The organism is Paenibacillus chitinolyticus (genome assembly GCF_045038035.1).
In the GTDB taxonomy this organism is placed as follows: Bacteria; Bacillota; Bacilli; order Paenibacillales; family NBRC-103111; genus Paenibacillus_F; species Paenibacillus_F chitinolyticus_A.
Map to the genome: position 1 here is coordinate 1,927,485 of NZ_CP173427.1, position 18,107 is coordinate 1,945,591.

Below are 18,107 nucleotides of genomic sequence, written 5' to 3' on the forward strand. Positions count from 1 at the left end.
TTTGTCGCTAAACGACATTGCTAGTTACTGACGCGGGGTGGAGCAGCCCGGTAGCTCGTCGGGCTCATAACCCGAAGGCCGCAGGTTCAAATCCTGCCCCCGCAATTAATCAAATTTTTTTTGTCTGTTTTTAGCCATACATAACATATCCGGGCCCTTAGCTCAGTTGGTTAGAGCGGTCGGCTCATAACCGATTGGTCGGGGGTTCGAGTCCCTCAGGGCCCATTGTAAGCCGGAGTGGCGGAATTGGCAGACGCACAGGACTTAAAATCCTGCGGTAGGTGACTATCGTACCGGTTCGAGTCCGGTCTTCGGCATTTAGGCAACAACGAGGTATAATCAGAAAACTCCCTTCTTTCACTTATGCGCACCGCAGAATGAGACAAGGGAGTTTTTTGCAGTTTATTTTTTCCTGTTAAGAAATGCCTGTAAAACGGGTAAGGGTATATTAAAACAAATAAGCGGGGAGGCGTTACCATGGCGATACCGTTTGAGATCGTAATGGATCAAAGCAATGTCATTCGCGGAGATTTTTATCCGGCGTCTTCTATAGCAAGGGGCATTCTCATTGTCTCGCACGGTTTTAAGGGATTTAAGAACTGGGGGATGTTCCCTTACGCGGCCGGGAAACTGGCCCAGGATGTGGATGTCATTACGTTTGATTTTACACATAACGGAGTGGGAGAAGACGGGCAGTCATTCAGTGAGCTGGAGAAATTTGCGAAAAATACGTACAGCTGCGAATTGGACGACTTGTCGACCTTGATCTCTGTGCTGACGGACGAGTGGGACTTTAAAAACAAGCTGCTGAAATCGGATCGCTTGAAGCCTGTTGTTTTTTATCCTCACCACAGCAGGGGGATTAATCTTTCGAACGAGGAGAATCAGCACCGGGGCTCCGCCAACCCGGTCAATAAGCTTCCTGTCTTTTTGCTCGGTCACAGCCGCGGAGCGGGGGTAAGCCTGATCTACGCGCTGGATCATCCCACGGAGATTGCGGGAGTCGTCAGCTGGAACGGAATTACGCAGGTGGACATTTTCGACGAAGCCTGCAAAGAACAGATGCGCAGCGAAGGACGCGCCTATATCGCTAATGCGAGGACCAAGCAGCAGATGCCGCTCGATAAGGTCATCCTGGACGATCTGGAGGCCCGCAAGGAGGACTTCAACATCCTGGAACGGATGCGGGGAGCGGCGTTTCCGGTTGTGCTCATACAGGGGGAGGAAGATTACGCCAACTTGAGGGCAGGCTCGGAAAAGCTCGTTGAGAATCAGCCGAAAGTCCAGTGGATTCAAATTGCGGGTGCCAACCACACGTTCAATACGGTCCATCCGTTTGCGGGTACTTCCGCGGAGCTGGAGCAGGCTATTGAACACACGCTGCAATTTTTAAAAAGCAAAGTGGTGCCGACAGAGTAAACGAAAAGTTCGCAGGTCCCGGAAGGGACCTTTTTTAATTCAGGGTAAGGGTGGAGCGGTATGGCTTGTTGTGCCTTTAAACGGCAAAAAAACCTTACAACGTAAGGGTTTTTCTAGTATGGCCTGAGCCGGGCTGGAACCGATGATCCCCACCCAGTCAAGATAGAGGAACGATATGTGTACGGGATGACAGACTGAGTTTCCTCAGTCCATCGTATCAAAGACGGCATTCATAAAATATGCGACCTCTAGTTCTGCCTCAGCGGCGTCGAAACCAACAAATATTAAAAAGTTTTTGTACCGATTATAAATATCCGGATCATTGTCAGTACGTTGATGCTGGCGGTCATAGACCAAAAAATTATTAGTCATATTACTATACATGATTATCACCTCCGGTTTTATTATATAAAACAGAATTTGGTATGTATAGATATTTTAAGTTATTTTGACTAAATTAAGAAGTGCATAGGTGGTCGATGCAGTACCCGTTTTCAAAGAGAAATACCAGAAGGGAGTGTGTCCACAAAGATAGCGAATAAAAGGACCACCTTTTCACGCAGCAAAACAAAGCTGGACGAAAAACATATATAAGCAAGTTGGTTTCAGAAACTGGTTTGAAGGAACAAAAATTGAAGGATTTGATAATAGTGAAAGCGAGGGATCGTAGCCCTTGTTCGTTCGTATCAGATATACCAAATTCATACCAAATTCGTATCATAAGCTCATTTTGCTGTTTTTCATCAGAAATAATTTAACCCCGTAAACGGCGAAAAACCCTTACAGAGTAAGGGTTTTTCTAGTATGACCTGAGCCGGGCTCGAACCGACGACCCCCACCCTGTCAAGATGGTGCTCTCCCAGCTGAGCTATCAAGTCATGTTTGTAAAATCTTCAGTTGTCTTAGTGACAAGTAGTATAATATCAAGAATTTAAAACACTGTCAACAATTTTTTTATAAAAGAGTTACAATAGCTAATGGAAAAACAAACGACCGTAAGGAACGTTATGAATGCATTGGACGGTTATTTGGATCACGCTTGCATGTAGGGGAAGACGTAAAGCTTTCCGGGTGAGGCGGTGTGAAATTTTAAATGATACAAAGTACTTGCTGTTCTATCACTTAGACTGGCGGTTGAGAAATAACACCGGACCCAGGTCCGGCAGCTGTCCGAAAGAAAGTAGGCGGCTCCCCGGTCAGGGGGATTCGAATTTGACGGGCACGAAGTGTTTCCTGAACTTTCCGGTTCCTTTATAATCAGAGAAGGGCGGTCAAGATGCGGCCCGATTTATAAAGAGAAGGGAAGAGAGAGAAGATGGAACGCTGGGAATACCAGACGCTTAAATTTTTTACAAAAGGTTTTTTTGTGGGCGGAAAATTAGATCTGGACGAATTTGATCAGGACCTGAACGAAATGGGGGCTCAAGGCTGGGAGTTGATTTCCTGTTTTGACACAAGCCAGCATCAAGGATCTTCCAAAGAAGTGATCTGTGTGTTTAAAAGAAAGCTATTTTAACATGCTCATATGTTTATCCCTAAAAAGCCCTCCCGCCGCTTTATAACGTCGTGGAGAGCTTTTTCAAAACCGTGAAGACATTCGGCCGGGAGCTCGGCCGGTCAACGTTTATCCGCCGGTTTGCCGGGGGAAGGATCAGTCGGATGCTCGCCGGAAAGATTGTCCATAATCTCTCCCACGATATCGCTCACGGGATCGGTTGCGGCTTTGTCCTCACGGTCCGGAGGGGTGTTGATGCCGCCCGCTGTATTCGAAGTTTCATTATATATGCCGACATCGTCGTTCGATCGCTTGTTCATCTAAGAAAACTCCCTTCGCTATAAAATGAACGTACGGTTCTTCACCGGGACAAGCCGGGTAACTTGGCTTCGTCTCTTTAAGTTAACCGTTCCGAAGGTAATTTAAACGGCCTTAAATCAATTATCAAAATTTTCAGATAATTATATTGCAATAAATGGGAGGGTGTTTTATAATGAAAACAGAAGGAAGAACAAGAGAAAGGGTGAGAAATTATGATAATGATGGTCTGGTTCATCGTCATCGCCTTTATTGTCCTTAAATTGGCCACAAGCGCTTATAAACCGCCTAAGAAGCGCAAAAACAAGCATCACTATTCCGATTCCGGCAGCAGCGGTTACACGGATTCCGGTTGGAGTTTCTTGGGAGGCGGTTCCGATTGCGATAGCGGAAGCGGAGGAGGAGGCGATTGTTCCGGTGGGGGAGACGGGGGAGGCGGCGGTGGCGATTGAAGCGCACCGGGCGCTTTTTTTAATGTTTACGGACTTTTAACGGGAAAATCAAATAGCTCATGATGGAATCCGCTTAGATGAAGAAGCGGTTTTTTTGCGCTGCATAAAATAACTAATAAAATCAGGCGGAAAACTTGCTTCGTTTATTGTTTTGTCCCAAAATAAGGACAGAAAGAAGTTTATCATACCGAGAGGGGCTGAAGAGATGGCGGTTACAAAAGTGGAACACGTGGGTGTAATGGTTACCGATATGGAAAAGTCGATTTCATTTTACGAATCCGTCGTAGGATTGAAGCTGAAAGATACCGTGACCAACGGGGCGATGAAGCTGGCGTTCCTTGGCTTCGACTTAAAAGGCGAAACGGAAGTCGAGTTAATCGAAGGCTACGGCGGAAGCTTAACCGAAGAGGGCCGGGTTCATCATCTGGCTTTTACGGTCGACGATATCGAAGCGGAATTTGACCGGGTCCGCAAGACGGATGTCGTGATGATCGATACGGAAATTACAACGCTGCCGAACGGATCGCGTTATTTCTTTTTTCACGGGCCGGACGGCGAATGGGTGGAATTTTTTCAAAGCACGAGAGTCTGATTTACCATGCCTGCCCTCATTCATCGCGGCGTTTTAAGAAAATCCGGTAAGTGGAACGGATGTTGACAGCGTTTTTATTCCGCGTTATGCTACAAGAAAGTTAATAGCTGTGACGGAGACTATGGAGATTCATACGAAGCATCGGATGTTGCAATCCGGTTGGTTTGTCGTGGATCTCTTTTTTTGCGGCCTATGGCCGAGGTCTCCACGGATTTTCGAAAATGATGCGGCCGAAGGCCGACAAAAGGCTGTTCCGGCAGCCGGTGGGGAGGAACGGACTTATGTCATCCTATATTATGTCCATCGATCAGGGGACCACAAGTTCACGGGCGATTTTGTTTAATCACGAAGGTCAAATCGTCCATACCGCCCAGCAGGAATTCCCCCAGTATTTCCCGAAACCGGGATGGGTCGAGCATAACGCCAACGAGATTTGGGCTTCGGTTCTGGCCGTCGTTGCAACCTGTCTGATTGAATCCGGAGTAAAGCCGGAGCAGGTGGCGGGCATCGGCATCACCAACCAGCGCGAAACCGCCGTCGTCTGGGACAAAAGAACGGGCGAGCCCGTGTACAATGCCATCGTCTGGCAGTCCAGACAAACCCAGCAAATCTGCGACGAACTCAAGCAGCGGGGACTGGAGGAGAAATTCCGCGATAAAACGGGACTCCTGCTGGACGCTTATTTTTCCGGGACCAAGGTGAAATGGATTCTCGACCACGTGGAGGGTGCCAGAGAGAAAGCGGAACGCGGAGAGCTGCTATTCGGTACCATCGATACGTGGCTCATCTGGAGGCTGACGGTCGGGGAAGCCCACGTAACGGATTATACCAACGCATCGCGGACTCTGATGTTTAACATCCACGAGTTGCGTTGGGACGAAGAGCTGCTGGAGCTGCTGACGATTCCGGCGAGCATGCTGCCCGAGGTCCGTTCCTCCTCCGAAGTCTACGCGCATACGAGCGAATCCCATTTCTTCGGCGCGAAAGTGCCGGTAGCGGGCGTCGCGGGCGACCAGCAGGCGGCTTTGTTCGGGCAGGCCTGCTTTGACAAAGGCATGGCCAAAAATACATACGGCACCGGCTGTTTTATGCTCATGAATACCGGGGAGAAGGCCGTTACATCCAGCCACGGGCTGCTGACGACGATTGCCTGGGGATTGGACGGCAAAGTTCAGTATGCTCTCGAAGGGAGCATCTTCGTTGCCGGTTCGGCCATCCAGTGGCTCCGTGACGGGCTGCGAATGATCAAGACGGCCAAAGACACCGAAACGTACGCGTCGCGCGTAGAATCGACGGACGGCGTTTACGTGGTCCCTGCTTTCGTGGGGCTGGGAACTCCCTATTGGGACAGCGACGTGAAAGGAGCCGTTTTCGGGCTGACGCGCGGCACGACCAAAGAACATTTTATCCGGGCGACTCTGGAAGCGCTCGCCTATCAGACGAAGGATGTGCTCGCGGCGATGGAAGCGGACGCCCATACAAAGCTGAAGAGGCTGCGTGTGGACGGCGGGGCCGTGTCCAACGACTTCCTGCTTCAGTTCCAGAGCGACATGCTGGGCGTGCCGGTCGAAAGGCCGCTTATCAATGAAACGACCGCGCTCGGAGCCGCTTACTTGGCGGGCCTTGCCGTCGGGTACTGGAAAGACTGCGCCGAAATCGCCGCGCAGTGGTCGGTCGGCGGCACGTTTGAACCGGAAATGCCGGCGCAGCGCAGCGGACAGCTGTACAGCGGCTGGCAGAAAGCGGTGCATGCCGCCATGGCTTTTAAATAAGCTCCCTGTCTTGCGTTCTTCTTATTCCCTACAATAGGTCCTCCGGAGGTTGCGTCAGAAAATCCGACACCGGAGAGACCTATTTGTGCTGCCCCGGAAAAGCGGCCGGGCTTCCGACCGAGGACGATTTACCTGTTTTTTACCAGTTGAGTTTAACTCGGAAGACAAACCGGGTAAGAAAAAGGAAACTGCCGCGTTTAGGCAGAGACATGTTGGCATATCCTAAATTATCGGATCAGGAGGTTTCATAATGCGAAAACCAATTCTGTCCCTGCTGCTCTCTGCAGCCGCCGTAGCGGCGATGACCGGCTGCGGCAGCGGCAACAACAAAAACGCGGGTCCGAACTCCACCATTACACCGGAGGCCCTGCCTACCGCCGCAACAGCGCCTTCCGCTTCGCCGGGCGCAACACCGTCCGCTTCGCCGTCGTCCTCGTCCGGAGTCGAGATCGAGCTTAAGAACGGAGAGGGAAGCGTGGTAGGCACAGCACGGTTTACCCAAGAGAACAAAGGGGTCCGCGTCCAGGTTCAGGCTACGAAACTCGGTCCCGGAGAACATGGCATCCATGTTCATGAAAGCGGCGTCTGCGCCGGTCCGGATTTCAAGTCGGCAGGGGGACACTTTAACCCGAACTCCAAAATGCACGGGATGGAAAATCCCCAAGGGCCCCACGTTGGAGACCTGCCGAATCTGAAAGCGGAGGCAAACGGAGAAGCGAAGCTGGACACGGTGTCGGAAGCTTTTACTCTGGAGAAGGACAAGCCGAATTCGTTGTTGAAGCAGGGAGGAACATCGCTGGTCATCCATGAAAAGCAGGATGATATGAAGTCCGATCCGGCCGGAAATTCGGGCAACCGCATCGCGTGCGGCACGATATCCGAAGGCAAATAGGCGATTAAGCTGGATGGAGGCAAGCAAGCATGATCAAGACCCAGGAACTCAAGCAGCAGATGGACGATCTGTCCAAGCAGAATGATATGCTTCTTGTGGAGTTTGAACAATTAAAAAAAATGATTATGAACGGCGGATCTCAAAACTCCGGCGATAGCACGGGCGGTTCGGGCAGTTCGGTCGGCGGCCGGCAGGAATCGGGCCAAAGCACGGACGACGGGCAGCAGCAAAGCCAGGATCAAAACCAGGATCAAAACCAGGATCAAAACCAGGATCAAAACCAGGATCAAAACCAGAATCAAGATCAATCGGGAGCCGGAGGCGGCCAGTCCACCAGACGCGGCGCTTCTTCCGGTAAAAGGCAGCAGTCCCAGGACGGCCAAAACCAGCAGGATTCTTCGTCCGGAGGCGCAAATCAGCAAGCCCAGGGCTCTTCCCGGCAGCAAAACGGGAGCTCCGGCAATAGCGGAAGCTCTGCCGCCGTTTCGGAAATGGCGGACGATCTTTACGTCATCAAAAACATGGTCGAACAGCTGGAGAGAAAGACGTCCCAATACGTTTCCGAGCAGACGAACCAGTCTTTGACGGAGAAGGATGTCGTTAATCTGGTCTTGTATCTGATGAACGGCATGATCGACTGGACCAGTGAATTTGTGGGAAAAAACCAGTCCTCATCGGGTTCGTCGGGACCGGTGCAATAGTGTGAAAGCCGTGAGAACGGCTTTTTTTTTTCCTGAAAAGAGGGAAATCCATTGATTCATTCTTTAGAGAATTCGACAAGATACACTTATTTACAGTTATCGGAAGTCCATATAAAGTAATGGTAGTGTTGTTTACTCACAGGGGCTTGACCCGCAAGAACCGGATTATTAGAGAGGATGAGCAGGGAGTATGAGAAACATCGATATTCGAGTCATGAGCAAGCAGCTTGGATTTGGTACCGAATCCTTGGAGTCTTGGCTGGCCAAAGAGGGGCAGCAGGAACCGGAGAAACAGCCGGCTTACCGTCTGGAAAACCTGCGTCCTTGTTACGAGAACAGGCCGTCGGATGAGTTTGTCTCTCTTTCCGTCTAACACGGATGTCAGCAGGATTCGGACCTCAACCTTCTTACTCTGCCACCTTCCTTCCTACAAACGCCCCCCGTCTTAGTACATATCCGACTCCATAAAAAAACCTCTCCGGTAAGGAGAGGCCGCGAACATCTTCACCCCGCAGCTTGCCGCTAAACGGGTGCCTGGAACATTTGCTTGGCACAGTATTCGATAATGTCACTGCGGCGCACAATTCCGATGAAATTACCTGCGTCATCCACGACCGGTACAAAGTTCTGCACCTTGGCAAGATCAATGAGATCTTCCATGTTCGCATGAATGTGTACCGGTTTATTTCTCATCCGGAGGGGAACTTCTTCTAAGGTATGCCTATGGGCGTTATCGAAGGTAATGCCCGGAGAATTTTTCAAAAACCAGAGCAGATCGCCCTCGGTTACCGTTCCCATATATTTGCCATCCTCTGTAAGGATGGGAACCGCCGTATAGCGGTGATATTCCATTCTTTCCAAGGTTTGTCTCAGTGTGGCATCAATCGTCGTTGTGATTACTTCAAGTTTGGGCAAAAGAAAAAAGGCAATATTCATGAATAATACTCCTTTGCGTAATAAGCGCAATTTATCATTTCTCACGAACTATTATACTATATCGGGGAGTCAGAAACGAATCCGCGGAAGTGGAAAGTTTGGAGTAACACGGGTGAGCCTATAGGAGAAACCGCCGAGCAGGGGTACGTTCCGTCTGGACAAGGGTGCGCGGATAAGCTATCATATCTCGTATCGTTTGGACGAAAGGGGAACAAGGCAGATGGAAATTATTCGCGTTACGACGGACGAACAACTTAAAGAGTGCCTGAGCGTCCGCAAAGAAGTCTTCGTTGATGAGCAGAATGTGCCGCTGGAACTTGAAATAGACGAGCTGGACGCATCTCACCAAAGCGGTCATCATTTTCTGATCCGAGAGGGGGGGAAGGCGATCGCGGCTGCCAGGTGGAAGCCGTTTGAAGAAAACCGGGCGAAACTGCAGCGTATCGCCGTCCTCAAGGCGAACCGGGGAACCGGCCTCGGATCCGTACTCGTGCAAGCGATGGAAACCCACGCCAAAGAACTCGGCTATAAGGGAGCGGTTCTGGATGCGCAGTGCCAAGCCGAGCCTTTTTACAAAAAAATCGGGTATGAAACGATTTCCGGAGAGCCGTTCGATGACGCCGGTATCCCTCACGTAAGAATGGTCAAATCTTTATAAGCCTTACACCGCGTTCTTGCGCCGGTTAAGCGGATAGCAGGGAGTCGATTCCGGTTCGGCAAGGGGAAAGGTCATTATGAACGTCGTGCCTCTGCCGATAAAGCTTTCCACTTCGATCGTGCCGTTGTGATCCTGCACAATTTTGTGGCAGATGGACAGGCCAAGTCCCGTTCCGCTGTCTTTGGTCGTGAAAAAAGGATTGAAGATCTGGTCCAGCTGTTCCACGGGAATTCCGCTGCCCTGATCTTCGATTTCAAGTACGGCATGGTGATCGCGCTCATACAGGCGGATCGCCATTTTTTTATTGTCTTCCATAGATTCATACGCGTTTTTAAAGAGATTAATGAGCAGCTGCACCATTTTATCCGCGTCCATCCAAATATTCATCGGTTTGTCCGGAGGATTATATACGATTTCATGGCCCAGCCGGGACATCTCGGATAAGGTTAGCGAAATGACACGCTGTATACAAATCTGCATCGACACTACTCTGAAATGGACGGCGTGAGGCTTGGAGAACTGGAGAAATTCGGCGGTTAGCTCGCTCATTCTGCTGATTTCGTCCATAATCAAAGGATACCAGGTTTCGATGTTGTAACCGTTCGATTTCGAGATCTGCAGGAAACCCTTGATTGTGGTCAGGGGATTCCTGATTTCATGCGCCATGCCGGAAGCGAGTTCGCCGACGATTCTAAGCTTTTCCGAGCGAAGCATATGCTCCTCGCGCTTCAGCCACATTTCCCGCTTCATACTGAACAGGCTGTTTTCCGCGACGAGCACGAGATCGTCCTTCGATGAACCGTCATCGGGCAGCACCGCGATACCGTAAGTGATTTGAATCCCCGTCAATTTGGGGAGTTCGGATCCGAGCTGCTGATCCACATAGGCCCGCATCGTTTCTTTGTCCTCATACGTAACGGCTACCGCGAACTCGTCTCCTCCGTACCGGGAAATAAAAGCCGCCTGGGAAAACTTGATTTTCAACAAAACCGCGATCTGCTTGAGAATCTGGTTGCCCGCTTGAAAGCCCTGCGTTTTGTTCATCGCCTTCAGATCCGTGCAGTCAATCAGGATAAACAGCAGCCGGCTTTCCTTATCGACCAGGTTATGGAGCATCGCGTGGCACGCTTCGAAATTGGGCAGTCCGGTCAGGGAGTCATGGGTCATCAGCTGCCTTCTTTCCCCGGCCAGTTTGTCTCTTTGTCTAAATGTGTTGAATACGGTTAAAGCGAGTCCCATAAAGATGGCGAAGTTGCTTAAGTAGAGCAGAATCATCCAGAGAGGCGGATATACGGAAAAGGCGGGAGCGGTTATCAGCGCCATAACGGTAAAGGTGATAAGATTGAGCGTAACCAGCATCCAGACGGTTTTCCGCGACTTAGACTCGTAAACTTCCGATGCGAGCAGGAGCAAGTACAGGGTGAAGCACCAATCGGTTTGGCTGCTCCAGTGAAACAGCGTAAGCAGAACCAGTTTGACGGCTGAAAAGGTGACGGAGGATCTTTTAAGGCCGAGGACGGCGGCAGCGAGGAACAGCAGGCTGAGCGGAAGCCATCCGCTAACGGACAAACCCAGCTTCCACGAAGAGATGCTGATGACCGAGGCATAGAAGATAACGAACCATTTGTAAATCACACAATCCACCCCACTTGAAAAAGGCCGCGCAGCGGAGCGAGCGAACGGGCCGGGCTCACAAGCGCGAAAGGCCAAAGTTTTTGGATTAGTACTTTAGTCCTGTCTCCATTAAAAAACACGAAAACCAGGCAGGTCACCTGGTTTCTTAAAGCTGATGCGGCTTTATAAAGTGTAAATTTGATGCTGCTTGATAAACGACATTTTTCCCGTTTTGCCGACATAAGCGGGCATACTGTCCCCATAGTGCATAAGCCGAATCCTAGATTGGACCGACTCGGGGAGCGTGAGCAGTTCTTCAAGCGCGGCGTGAACGACGCCGGGCCCTTCCAACTGGCAATCGTGGAAAATATGGCGGCAGTCTCTTTGCCCGACGACTTCGTTTAAAATCAGCTCGGGCTGAAAAATCATATCCGCACTGTAGAAAACGGTGTCGTTAACGAATAGGGAGAAGCTGGGCTTGCCGGCGATATGAGGCGTCCGGATAATCTCGATACGGAATCCCGTATGAATTTCGGAAGGCCGGCCTTCTTCGAGCAGTTCGACGTCGAAATAATCCGCCAAGCGGTTTAAATGTTCGCCGGTGTTCTCCATTCCGCCCTTCAAGGTGTGTTCCCAGATAGGAGCCTCCAGCGCCGCGGGCAGCAGCAGTCTGAGCTTTCGCCCGTATACGTAACGCATTTGCAGGGCCAGCTCTTCAAGCCCGCCGACGTGATCGGAGTGAAGGTGCGTAATCAGGACAGCGTCCAGTTCATCCGGCTTCATATTCAGCTCATGCAGGGCGCGCGGTGCCGTATTCCCGGCATCGACCAGGAGAGTAAAACCGCTGCAGGTCCAAAGTGCATTGTTATTAAAATATTTCTTGGCAAACGCACTGCCGGTTCCGATCATTTGCAGCTGCAAGCTCACAGAATAAGCCTCCGATCTGTAGAGTGACGTACTACCCACACTCTAGCACGGAAAAAGTTGGATTTCAACCGCTTTCATCTGTCAAATCCATGCGACATTCAAGTAAAACGGCTTCTTCCCGAAGCCAAGGAGTGGTATAATAAAGGATGAAAGAATTGCAGCGATGTGAGGGAAGGAAGGGGAAGGAGTTGGCTTTCTCAGTGGGTTCGAATTTACACGCGATTTCCCTGTTCGGAACGCTCGGTATGGCACTTCTCGTAATTGCCATCCGGATGAAAGCGTCCAAGCGGCCTATAAACGCGATGAAAATATTAATGCCGCCAATCGGCATGAGCACGGGGTTTCTCATGTTTGTCGCTCCGTTGACGCGAATACCGGTTACTTGGGGATTGATCGCTTTCGCGGTGGGAGCGGTCGTTTTCGCCTATCCGTTAATCCGGACCTCCGGATTTTCCAAGCAGGGCGATCATGTGTATCTTCATCGTTCGAAAGCGTTTTTAATCATTTTGGTCGTTTTGCTTGCCATTCGCTTATTTCTTCATTCGTACGTGGAGGAATACATTACGGTGTACCAGACGGCTTCCGTATTCTTTATCCTGGCGTTCGGAATGCTGCTTCCTTGGCGGGTGGCCATGTATGTGCAGTACCGCAAACTGATGAACAGCTGAGCCCGGCGAGCCGCTTTACGGCCTGAATAAGGTTAGGAGGCGGCCCGTTTTTTCATTTGTTCCACAATGAGGCCGTCCAGCTGCTGGCTGACTTCGACGACACGCGGATGATTCAATTCGTATTTGTATTGCGCGGCCATATAAGTCAAGACGCTTTTGAGGTATTCGATTTCCAGGTCAAGTGATCGGTTCATGGTTTTGAGCACGGGATCTCCTCCTGCACGATCGGAATTTTATAAAGCCGGGCTACTGAGGCTGCAGACTAGATAGGGTACGGAGAGTGAACGCATTGATATGGATCGTGTGGAGCGTCCTTCTGCTCCTTTTTGCCGGGTTTCTTGCTTCGGTCGGTATTGCCGCTTATGTGGGCTGGCAGCTGACGCATCCGAAAAGGCAGCCTGTCGACGACTCGCCCGCGAATTACGGGCTTGTTTTCGAAGAGGTGGAGATAGCCAGCCGTATGGGAGACATTGTGCTCAGCGGCTGGCATCTTCCTCCTCCCGATACGGCGGTCAGGCGGAACCCGATGACCGTCATTCTGTCCCACGGATACGCCGGAAACCGGCTCGAACGCGGGCTTCCGTCGCTCGCGTTAGCACGGGATCTCGTAGCAGCGGGTTTCCGTGTGATTATGTTCGACTTCCGGAATTCCGGGAAGTCCCAGGGAAGCATGACCTCCGTGGGTTATTACGAAAAGTACGATCTGCTCGGCGTCATCGACTGGGTAACGGAAACGTATCCCGGCGAAGCCGTAGGTCTGATCGGGTTTTCGATGGGAGCGACGACTTCTCTTCTGGCGGCTGCCGAGCATGAGAAGGTTGCCGCGGTAGTGGCGGACAGTCCGTTTCATCATCTCAAAAAATATTTGAAAACAAATTTGCCGGTATGGTCGGGTCTTCCGAACATTCCGTTTACTCCGCTTATCCTGCTTCTTTTTCCGCCTCTGCTTAAAATCGATCCCGAGGGAGTCGATGCGGTCAAGGCGGTTGAAGCGATTTATCCGAGGCCGGTTCTTTTTATACACAGCAGCGATGATCGCGCTATTCCCCAAGCTTCATCCGAAGAAATGTGGAGACGCCATCCCGATGCATTCGATTTCTGGCGGACGGCCGGAGCGCCCCATGTGGGCTCTTACCATTTAGAATCGGCAGAATATGCTTGTCGTGTTATAGCGTTTCTGGAAAAAACGGTTTCCGAAGAGACGGTATATCCCCGTGAAGCAGCTATATCCTATAATTCCCATTAACCTCAATTGATTCCTTTTGAATCGGGTTGCCGACAATTTTGCAAAGCATGGATTTATAAGGAAAAATCCGGTGCGGACGGGCGTTTGACCTGTTCCGTTTTCCGTGATACGATACCATCGAAAGATGCAAATTTAAAACGAAACGAGGTTCTACAATGAGCGATCACAAACACGATCATGATCAGGATTGCGGCTGCGGACACGATCACGACCATGAGCATGAAGAAAGCGTGTTTATTGTAACGGACGAAGAAGGCAAAGAACATGAAATGGTCATGGTGTACACGTTTGACTCTCAGGATCAGCTGTATGCGGTACTGCTGGACAGAAACGATCCCGAAGCAGACGGTGTTATTTTCCGTATAGAAGAAGAAAACGATGACGCCTACCTGGTGAACATCGAAGATGAAGCTGAATGGGAGCGCGTCGTAGCGGTCTACAATCAGATTATCGCGGAAGAAAACCGCGAATAGGTTCCGGACCCGGTATACATACGTACGGCAAGCGTGCGTACGATAAAAAATCCCTTTTCCTGTATAAGGAGAAGGGATTTCTGCATTTCTCTTTTAAAGTTTGTTATTTGCGGGGATTGAAGTACATCGTACGGCCGTTGAACAGGTCCAGTCGGGCTTTCCAGTGGCGGGCCAAATATTTCCCGAGTTCGTTGGCCTTGGACTTATCCCCGTGTGTTGCCGTATCCGGAAGAACGATTTGGACGTAATGCTGAAGGCTGTCTTCCCGTACTTCGCTTCCGACACCGAGCACGATGCTGCGGTAACGGGGCGTGGTTCCTTTCAAATAGAACCATTTGCCCTCCCCTTCGGGCTTCGTCTCCACCGTGTAGGGAAAGCCGGCTGAATCGTATTCCCAGCTCAGCTGGATGCCGGTTCTGGCAAGCTGCTCGCGGTAATGCTCGAGCTGGCCCTTCAGTTCGTCCAAGGTGGGGGAAGTCATTGTGGAGCCTGTGACAAAACGGATAAATGCGCTTTGACTCATTACTTGGCACCTCCAAAACTGCAATCCCCCACATCATAGCATCCGTGGACAATTTTGACAATCATGCGCCGCTTGGAGCAGAATTAGAAAATCGGCTGCGTTTCCACGATGACTTTGACGAACTGGCAGCTGCGGTCTTCCGGCCCTTTTACAGGCAGCCCGACTTCCACGTGTTCCACGATGTAGTCGATGTTTTCCTGCGAGATGACTTCGCCCGGCAGCAGGATCGGGATACCCGGCGGGTAAACATAAATGAATTCGGCAATGATTCTTCCCGCCGATTCCTTGAACGGAACCACTTCGGTATCGCCGTAGAAGGCATCGCGGGGGATCAGGGAAAGCTGCGGTATTTCCGGGATAATCACGATCAGATCGTCTTCGGCATTGCCGGTGTAGTGCTCGGCGGACAATTCGCGCAGCGCCTGCAGAAGCGCGTCGATGTTATCGGAGGTGTCGCCCGGCGTGACAAGACACAGAATATTGTACATGTCGCTCATCTCGACCTCGATGTTGTAACGGTCTCTGAGCCAGTTCTCCACATCGTAGCCGGTCAGTCCGAGATGACGGATATGAATCGTCACTTTGGTTGCGTCGTAAGCGTAAGTGGCTTCCGTGCCGAGAATTTCCTCCCCGAACGAATACAGGCCGGGGATCTTGTTGATTTCGCTCCGCGCATGTTCGGCAAGAGCGATCGTGCGCTCAGCCAGTTCATGGCCGTTCAGGGCCAGATGGCGACGGGCGGTATCCAGTGAAGCGAGCAGGATATAAGAAGTCGAAGTCGTCGTCATCATGCTCATGATCGTCTGGATGCGCTTCGGGTTTACGCGGCTTCCCTGCACATTCAGCACGGAGCTTTGCGTCAGGGAGCCGCCGAGCTTATGTACGCTCGTAGCCGCCATATCCGCGCCGGCTTCCATTGCGGACATCGGAAGTTTATCATGGAAATGGATAAGCACTCCGTGCGCTTCGTCGACCAGAACGGGAATGTTGTAACTGTGAACGAGATCGACAATCTCTTTCAAGTGCGTGCATACGCCGTAGTAGGTAGGGTTGATTACCAGAACCCCTTTGGCGTCCGGATGCTTCTCCAGCGCGCGGCGCACGGACTTGGTCGTAATTCCGTGGTCGATCCCGAGGTTCGCGTCACGGGCGGGCGATACGAAGACCGGTTTGATTCCGGCGAAAATGATAGCCGCCATTACGGATTTATGCACATTCCGCGGTACGATGATCTTATCTCCTTGACCGGCTACCGACATGATCATGGTCATGATAGCGCCGCTCGTCCCTTGAACGGAGAAGAAGGTGTGCTCTGCGCCGAAAGCCTGCGCGGCGAGTTTCTGGGCTTCTTCGATCACGCCGGTAGGCTGGTGAAGGTCATCCAGCGGTGCGATATTAATCAAATCGATGGACAGTGCGTTTTCGCCGAGAAATTCCCGGTACTCAGGGTCCATCCCGACTCCTTTTTTGTGGCCTGGAATATGGAACTGGATCGGATTTTTCTCTGCATGCGTGCGCAAGGCCGAGAATAGGGGTGTGCGATGTTGATCCATCCGGCAACCCTTCCCTTCTGCGTGGAATTTCTGCGAATCGCTGATACGAATCACGAGATTGAACAAACAAAATAGAGTATAACAAAAACGGACGGGCATGCAAGTATATTTTTTGAAAATAGTTTGTCCATCCTGGGGAAAACCTAATAAAAGAACGCTGCAAGAGAGGGGCGAGAGACATCGTGATGAATCTGGCCGGTTGGAAAAACAAGGCGGGGGCGGCCGCGCCCTTTGTCGTACAACTGCTGGTTATTATGTTCGTGGTGGAGTTCGTGAAGGGGGCGCTCCTTCTGACGATTCTTCCCGTTTATATGAAAACGGTCCTGGGAGCGACGGCATTCGTCGTAGGCTGGTCTCTTGCCGCCCAGTACATCGGGGACAACGTGTTCCGCACGCCGGTCGGATGGCTGATCGACAAAGCGGGCTACCGGTTGTCCATGCTGATCGGCATTCTGCTCTCGGGGAGCTCCGTGTTGATCATGGCGACCTTCACCCATCACGCTTGGATGGTAGCGGCATGCGCCATGCTGGGAGTCGGCACGGCTCCACTGTGGCCGGCCGTCATCGCGGGAACGACCGAGGTCGCGGGAGACAAGGCGAAAGGTACGATCATGAGCGTGGTCTACATGGCATGGCTCAGCGGTACCGGCCTTGGGCCGGTCGTGATCAATTTCTTTATTCACGGGTCCAATTACGGCCCGGCTTACCGGCTGCTGCTCATTTCCATGGGCGTTGTTTTGCTGATCGCCCTGTTTCTGCCGCGCAAACCGCTGCTTCGGGAAGACGGGGAGAAGAGGGAAGAGAGCCGGCATGTTCCAGCCGGCGCCGCATTCCCGGCGGGCGCAGCGATGGAAGCGGGCGCCGATCCCCTCGGGGAGGCCGTCACCGCAGACGGGGGAGGCGCGGCCGCTGTCATGCCGGCCGCGGACAAGAAGCCGCTCGGTGAGCGCGTGCGCCTTTATATGCGGGAAGTTCGCGCCTCTCTGCGGGAAATGAAAGTCAGCCGGCTGCTGTTTCCGGCCATGTTTATTCAGACGTTCGCGCTGGGAGTTCTGACCCCGATCCTGACGCTGTACGCCCGTGAAGTTCTGCATCTTTCGCCGGGTCAATACAGCATGCTGCTCATTGTCGGGGGAGGAGCGGCAGTGGCCCTGCTCGTTCCGGTCGGAAAACTTGTGGACCGCAAGGGCATTAAGGGACTGCTGACCGCCGGGCTTATGTTCAGCTCGGTCGCCCTGCTGGCCCTCGGATTTATCAGGCAGCTTGCGGCCGTCTACGTAGTCGTCGGGCTGCTCGGAATCGGCTATGCGCTTATCATTCCGTCATGGAATGCCCTGATTGCGTCCTGTGTGCCCAAGGAGAAGAGAGGCGCCGTCTGGGGCTTTTTCCTGACTATAGAAGGGCTCGGCATGATTGTGGGTCCCATCGTTTCGGGCAAGCTGTGGGATGCGTTCGGCCCGTCCGTGCCTTTTACGGTGAGCGGATCGGTGCTTCTGCTTCTGCTCGTGCTCCAGTGGAGAATTTTGGCGAAGAGCCGCGGGAATGCCGCGCGCCGGACAGGCTGAACCGGCCTGGATCGGTTCTTTGCCGGAGCGCTTTCCCGAAAGTCCCGCAGCGTATGCGGGACTTTTTTTATATAGAGGCAAGGGGATTCCCGAGGGCAGGTCCCGTGATGATCCGCCTCAGGAAGAGGTATATAAACCGGAGCAGAAATATGTAAATATCGTAAGAAAACCCATCCAGCACCAGCCGGGCGCTGTGTTATACTGAAAGCAGATCGGAGAGGGGAGGCGGGAGAAAGAAGTGTATTAAACACCGGAAATTAAAGCGTTTTAATTTTTACTCGCCCGATTAAAAGGAGGCTATTG

21 protein-coding genes and 4 tRNA genes are annotated in these 18,107 nt (G+C 51.8%); 16 read left to right on the forward strand and 9 right to left on the reverse strand.

What is annotated here, in order from left to right:
• The first annotated feature begins 31 nt into the window (after nucleotides 1-31).
• The 4 genes from ACI48J_RS08775 to ACI48J_RS08790 all read left to right on the forward strand — a co-directional run bounded on the left by ACI48J_RS08775 (nucleotide 32) and on the right by ACI48J_RS08790 (nucleotide 1,419).
• Nucleotides 32-105 (forward strand) — tRNA-Met (locus ACI48J_RS08775).
• A gap of 46 nt (nucleotides 106-151) precedes the next feature.
• Nucleotides 152-225 (forward strand) — tRNA-Ile (locus ACI48J_RS08780).
• A gap of 6 nt (nucleotides 226-231) precedes the next feature.
• Nucleotides 232-317 (forward strand) — tRNA-Leu (locus ACI48J_RS08785).
• A 160-nt stretch (nucleotides 318-477) separates the two neighbouring features.
• A complete protein-coding gene (locus tag ACI48J_RS08790; RefSeq protein WP_405082487.1) occupies nucleotides 478-1,419 on the forward strand; it encodes an alpha/beta fold hydrolase in 942 nt (313 codons plus the stop codon).
• Nucleotides 1,420-1,623: 204 nt separating this feature from the next.
• On the opposite strand, the gene ACI48J_RS08795 is transcribed toward ACI48J_RS08790, so the two are convergent.
• Together ACI48J_RS08795 and ACI48J_RS08800 are read right to left on the reverse strand one after the other, a co-directional pair.
• Nucleotides 1,624-1,803 (reverse strand): hypothetical protein, encoded by a 180-nt coding sequence (locus ACI48J_RS08795; protein WP_405082488.1) that lies wholly within the window; start codon nucleotides 1,801-1,803, stop codon nucleotides 1,624-1,626.
• Between the two features lie 421 nt (nucleotides 1,804-2,224).
• Nucleotides 2,225-2,297: transfer RNA gene (locus ACI48J_RS08800), tRNA-Val, on the reverse strand.
• 437 nt (nucleotides 2,298-2,734) lie between these two features.
• On the opposite strand from ACI48J_RS08800, the gene ACI48J_RS08805 reads away from it, so the two are divergent.
• Nucleotides 2,735-2,935: a DUF4177 domain-containing protein gene (locus tag ACI48J_RS08805; RefSeq protein ID WP_042232542.1), complete on the forward strand. Its 201-nt coding sequence runs from the start codon at nucleotides 2,735-2,737 to the stop codon at nucleotides 2,933-2,935.
• Nucleotides 2,936-3,036: 101 nt separating this feature from the next.
• Here the strand turns inward: ACI48J_RS08805 and ACI48J_RS08810 are convergent, their stop codons facing one another.
• The gene (locus ACI48J_RS08810) at nucleotides 3,037-3,234 is read right to left on the reverse strand and encodes a hypothetical protein (RefSeq protein WP_405082489.1); all 198 of its coding nucleotides are present in this window, start codon (nucleotides 3,232-3,234) and stop codon (nucleotides 3,037-3,039) included.
• 213 nt (nucleotides 3,235-3,447) lie between these two features.
• Between ACI48J_RS08810 and ACI48J_RS08815 the strand changes: the two genes are divergently transcribed.
• The 6 genes from ACI48J_RS08815 to ACI48J_RS08840 all read left to right on the forward strand — a co-directional run bounded on the left by ACI48J_RS08815 (nucleotide 3,448) and on the right by ACI48J_RS08840 (nucleotide 8,014).
• On the forward strand, nucleotides 3,448-3,684 hold the full coding sequence (locus ACI48J_RS08815) for a hypothetical protein (protein ID WP_405082490.1): 237 nt from the start codon (nucleotides 3,448-3,450) through the stop codon (nucleotides 3,682-3,684).
• Between the two features lie 205 nt (nucleotides 3,685-3,889).
• Nucleotides 3,890-4,276 carry a VOC family protein gene (locus ACI48J_RS08820; RefSeq protein WP_405082491.1) on the forward strand — a complete coding sequence of 129 codons (387 nt, stop codon included), beginning with the start codon at nucleotides 3,890-3,892 and terminating at the stop codon, nucleotides 4,274-4,276.
• Between the two features lie 281 nt (nucleotides 4,277-4,557).
• Nucleotides 4,558-6,048 carry a glycerol kinase GlpK gene (gene glpK, locus ACI48J_RS08825; protein WP_405082492.1) on the forward strand — a complete coding sequence of 497 codons (1,491 nt, stop codon included), beginning with the start codon at nucleotides 4,558-4,560 and terminating at the stop codon, nucleotides 6,046-6,048.
• A gap of 250 nt (nucleotides 6,049-6,298) precedes the next feature.
• Nucleotides 6,299-6,940, forward strand: coding sequence for a superoxide dismutase family protein (locus ACI48J_RS08830; RefSeq protein ID WP_326052871.1), 642 nt, complete (start codon nucleotides 6,299-6,301; stop codon nucleotides 6,938-6,940).
• Nucleotides 6,941-6,969: 29 nt separating this feature from the next.
• Nucleotides 6,970-7,641 carry a hypothetical protein gene (locus ACI48J_RS08835; RefSeq protein ID WP_405082493.1) on the forward strand — a complete coding sequence of 224 codons (672 nt, stop codon included), beginning with the start codon at nucleotides 6,970-6,972 and terminating at the stop codon, nucleotides 7,639-7,641.
• A 190-nt stretch (nucleotides 7,642-7,831) separates the two neighbouring features.
• Nucleotides 7,832-8,014, forward strand: coding sequence for a hypothetical protein (locus tag ACI48J_RS08840; RefSeq protein ID WP_326052873.1), 183 nt, complete (start codon nucleotides 7,832-7,834; stop codon nucleotides 8,012-8,014).
• Between the two features lie 149 nt (nucleotides 8,015-8,163).
• On the opposite strand, the gene ACI48J_RS08845 is transcribed toward ACI48J_RS08840, so the two are convergent.
• Nucleotides 8,164-8,577: a CBS domain-containing protein gene (locus ACI48J_RS08845; RefSeq protein WP_009671848.1), complete on the reverse strand. Its 414-nt coding sequence runs from the start codon at nucleotides 8,575-8,577 to the stop codon at nucleotides 8,164-8,166.
• A gap of 220 nt (nucleotides 8,578-8,797) precedes the next feature.
• On the opposite strand from ACI48J_RS08845, the gene ACI48J_RS08850 reads away from it, so the two are divergent.
• Nucleotides 8,798-9,235 carry a GNAT family N-acetyltransferase gene (locus ACI48J_RS08850; protein ID WP_326052875.1) on the forward strand — a complete coding sequence of 146 codons (438 nt, stop codon included), beginning with the start codon at nucleotides 8,798-8,800 and terminating at the stop codon, nucleotides 9,233-9,235.
• A gap of 3 nt (nucleotides 9,236-9,238) precedes the next feature.
• Here the strand turns inward: ACI48J_RS08850 and ACI48J_RS08855 are convergent, their stop codons facing one another.
• Together ACI48J_RS08855 and ACI48J_RS08860 are read right to left on the reverse strand one after the other, a co-directional pair.
• On the reverse strand, nucleotides 9,239-10,870 hold the full coding sequence (locus ACI48J_RS08855) for an ATP-binding protein (RefSeq protein ID WP_405082494.1): 1,632 nt from the start codon (nucleotides 10,868-10,870) through the stop codon (nucleotides 9,239-9,241).
• A gap of 162 nt (nucleotides 10,871-11,032) precedes the next feature.
• A complete protein-coding gene (locus ACI48J_RS08860) occupies nucleotides 11,033-11,776 on the reverse strand; it encodes an MBL fold metallo-hydrolase (RefSeq protein ID WP_405082495.1) in 744 nt (247 codons plus the stop codon).
• Between the two features lie 200 nt (nucleotides 11,777-11,976).
• Here ACI48J_RS08860 and ACI48J_RS08865 point away from each other — a divergent pair, with 200 nt between their 5' ends.
• A complete protein-coding gene (locus ACI48J_RS08865; protein WP_405082496.1) occupies nucleotides 11,977-12,444 on the forward strand; it encodes a CcdC family protein in 468 nt (155 codons plus the stop codon).
• A 32-nt stretch (nucleotides 12,445-12,476) separates the two neighbouring features.
• Here the strand turns inward: ACI48J_RS08865 and ACI48J_RS08870 are convergent, their stop codons facing one another.
• Nucleotides 12,477-12,650: an aspartyl-phosphate phosphatase Spo0E family protein gene (locus tag ACI48J_RS08870; protein WP_009671838.1), complete on the reverse strand. Its 174-nt coding sequence runs from the start codon at nucleotides 12,648-12,650 to the stop codon at nucleotides 12,477-12,479.
• 74 nt (nucleotides 12,651-12,724) lie between these two features.
• Between ACI48J_RS08870 and ACI48J_RS08875 the strand changes: the two genes are divergently transcribed.
• The gene (locus ACI48J_RS08875) at nucleotides 12,725-13,690 is read left to right on the forward strand and encodes an alpha/beta hydrolase (RefSeq protein WP_405082497.1); all 966 of its coding nucleotides are present in this window, start codon (nucleotides 12,725-12,727) and stop codon (nucleotides 13,688-13,690) included.
• 155 nt (nucleotides 13,691-13,845) lie between these two features.
• On the forward strand, nucleotides 13,846-14,163 hold the full coding sequence (locus ACI48J_RS08880; RefSeq protein ID WP_016423469.1) for a DUF1292 domain-containing protein: 318 nt from the start codon (nucleotides 13,846-13,848) through the stop codon (nucleotides 14,161-14,163).
• 103 nt (nucleotides 14,164-14,266) lie between these two features.
• Here the strand turns inward: ACI48J_RS08880 and ACI48J_RS08885 are convergent, their stop codons facing one another.
• A complete protein-coding gene (locus ACI48J_RS08885; protein ID WP_405082498.1) occupies nucleotides 14,267-14,686 on the reverse strand; it encodes a DUF1885 family protein in 420 nt (139 codons plus the stop codon).
• A gap of 83 nt (nucleotides 14,687-14,769) precedes the next feature.
• Nucleotides 14,770-16,239, reverse strand: coding sequence for an aminotransferase class I/II-fold pyridoxal phosphate-dependent enzyme (locus tag ACI48J_RS08890; RefSeq protein ID WP_405082499.1), 1,470 nt, complete (start codon nucleotides 16,237-16,239; stop codon nucleotides 14,770-14,772).
• A gap of 185 nt (nucleotides 16,240-16,424) precedes the next feature.
• Here ACI48J_RS08890 and ACI48J_RS08895 point away from each other — a divergent pair, with 185 nt between their 5' ends.
• A complete protein-coding gene (locus ACI48J_RS08895; RefSeq protein WP_405082500.1) occupies nucleotides 16,425-17,804 on the forward strand; it encodes an MFS transporter in 1,380 nt (459 codons plus the stop codon).
• Nucleotides 17,805-18,107 lie beyond the last annotated feature (303 nt).

Excerpts from the sequence above, each read along its gene's own strand:
- ACI48J_RS08790 (WP_405082487.1), top strand. The coding sequence starts at position 478 with ATGGCGATACCGTTTGAGATCGTAATGGATCAAAGCAATGTCATTCGC.
- ACI48J_RS08795 (WP_405082488.1), bottom strand. The coding sequence starts at position 1,803 with ATGTATAGTAATATGACTAATAATTTTTTGGTCTATGACCGCCAGCAT.
- ACI48J_RS08805 (WP_042232542.1), top strand. The coding sequence starts at position 2,735 with ATGGAACGCTGGGAATACCAGACGCTTAAATTTTTTACAAAAGGTTTT.
- ACI48J_RS08810 (WP_405082489.1), bottom strand. The coding sequence starts at position 3,234 with ATGAACAAGCGATCGAACGACGATGTCGGCATATATAATGAAACTTCG.
- ACI48J_RS08815 (WP_405082490.1), top strand. The coding sequence starts at position 3,448 with ATGATAATGATGGTCTGGTTCATCGTCATCGCCTTTATTGTCCTTAAA.
- ACI48J_RS08820 (WP_405082491.1), top strand. The coding sequence starts at position 3,890 with ATGGCGGTTACAAAAGTGGAACACGTGGGTGTAATGGTTACCGATATG.
- glpK (WP_405082492.1), top strand. The coding sequence starts at position 4,558 with ATGTCATCCTATATTATGTCCATCGATCAGGGGACCACAAGTTCACGG.
- ACI48J_RS08830 (WP_326052871.1), top strand. The coding sequence starts at position 6,299 with ATGCGAAAACCAATTCTGTCCCTGCTGCTCTCTGCAGCCGCCGTAGCG.
- ACI48J_RS08835 (WP_405082493.1), top strand. The coding sequence starts at position 6,970 with ATGATCAAGACCCAGGAACTCAAGCAGCAGATGGACGATCTGTCCAAG.
- ACI48J_RS08840 (WP_326052873.1), top strand. The coding sequence starts at position 7,832 with ATGAGAAACATCGATATTCGAGTCATGAGCAAGCAGCTTGGATTTGGT.
- ACI48J_RS08845 (WP_009671848.1), bottom strand. The coding sequence starts at position 8,577 with ATGAATATTGCCTTTTTTCTTTTGCCCAAACTTGAAGTAATCACAACG.
- ACI48J_RS08850 (WP_326052875.1), top strand. The coding sequence starts at position 8,798 with ATGGAAATTATTCGCGTTACGACGGACGAACAACTTAAAGAGTGCCTG.
- ACI48J_RS08880 (WP_016423469.1), top strand. The coding sequence starts at position 13,846 with ATGAGCGATCACAAACACGATCATGATCAGGATTGCGGCTGCGGACAC.
- ACI48J_RS08885 (WP_405082498.1), bottom strand. The coding sequence starts at position 14,686 with ATGAGTCAAAGCGCATTTATCCGTTTTGTCACAGGCTCCACAATGACT.
- ACI48J_RS08890 (WP_405082499.1), bottom strand. The coding sequence starts at position 16,239 with ATGGATCAACATCGCACACCCCTATTCTCGGCCTTGCGCACGCATGCA.
- ACI48J_RS08895 (WP_405082500.1), top strand. The coding sequence starts at position 16,425 with ATGAATCTGGCCGGTTGGAAAAACAAGGCGGGGGCGGCCGCGCCCTTT.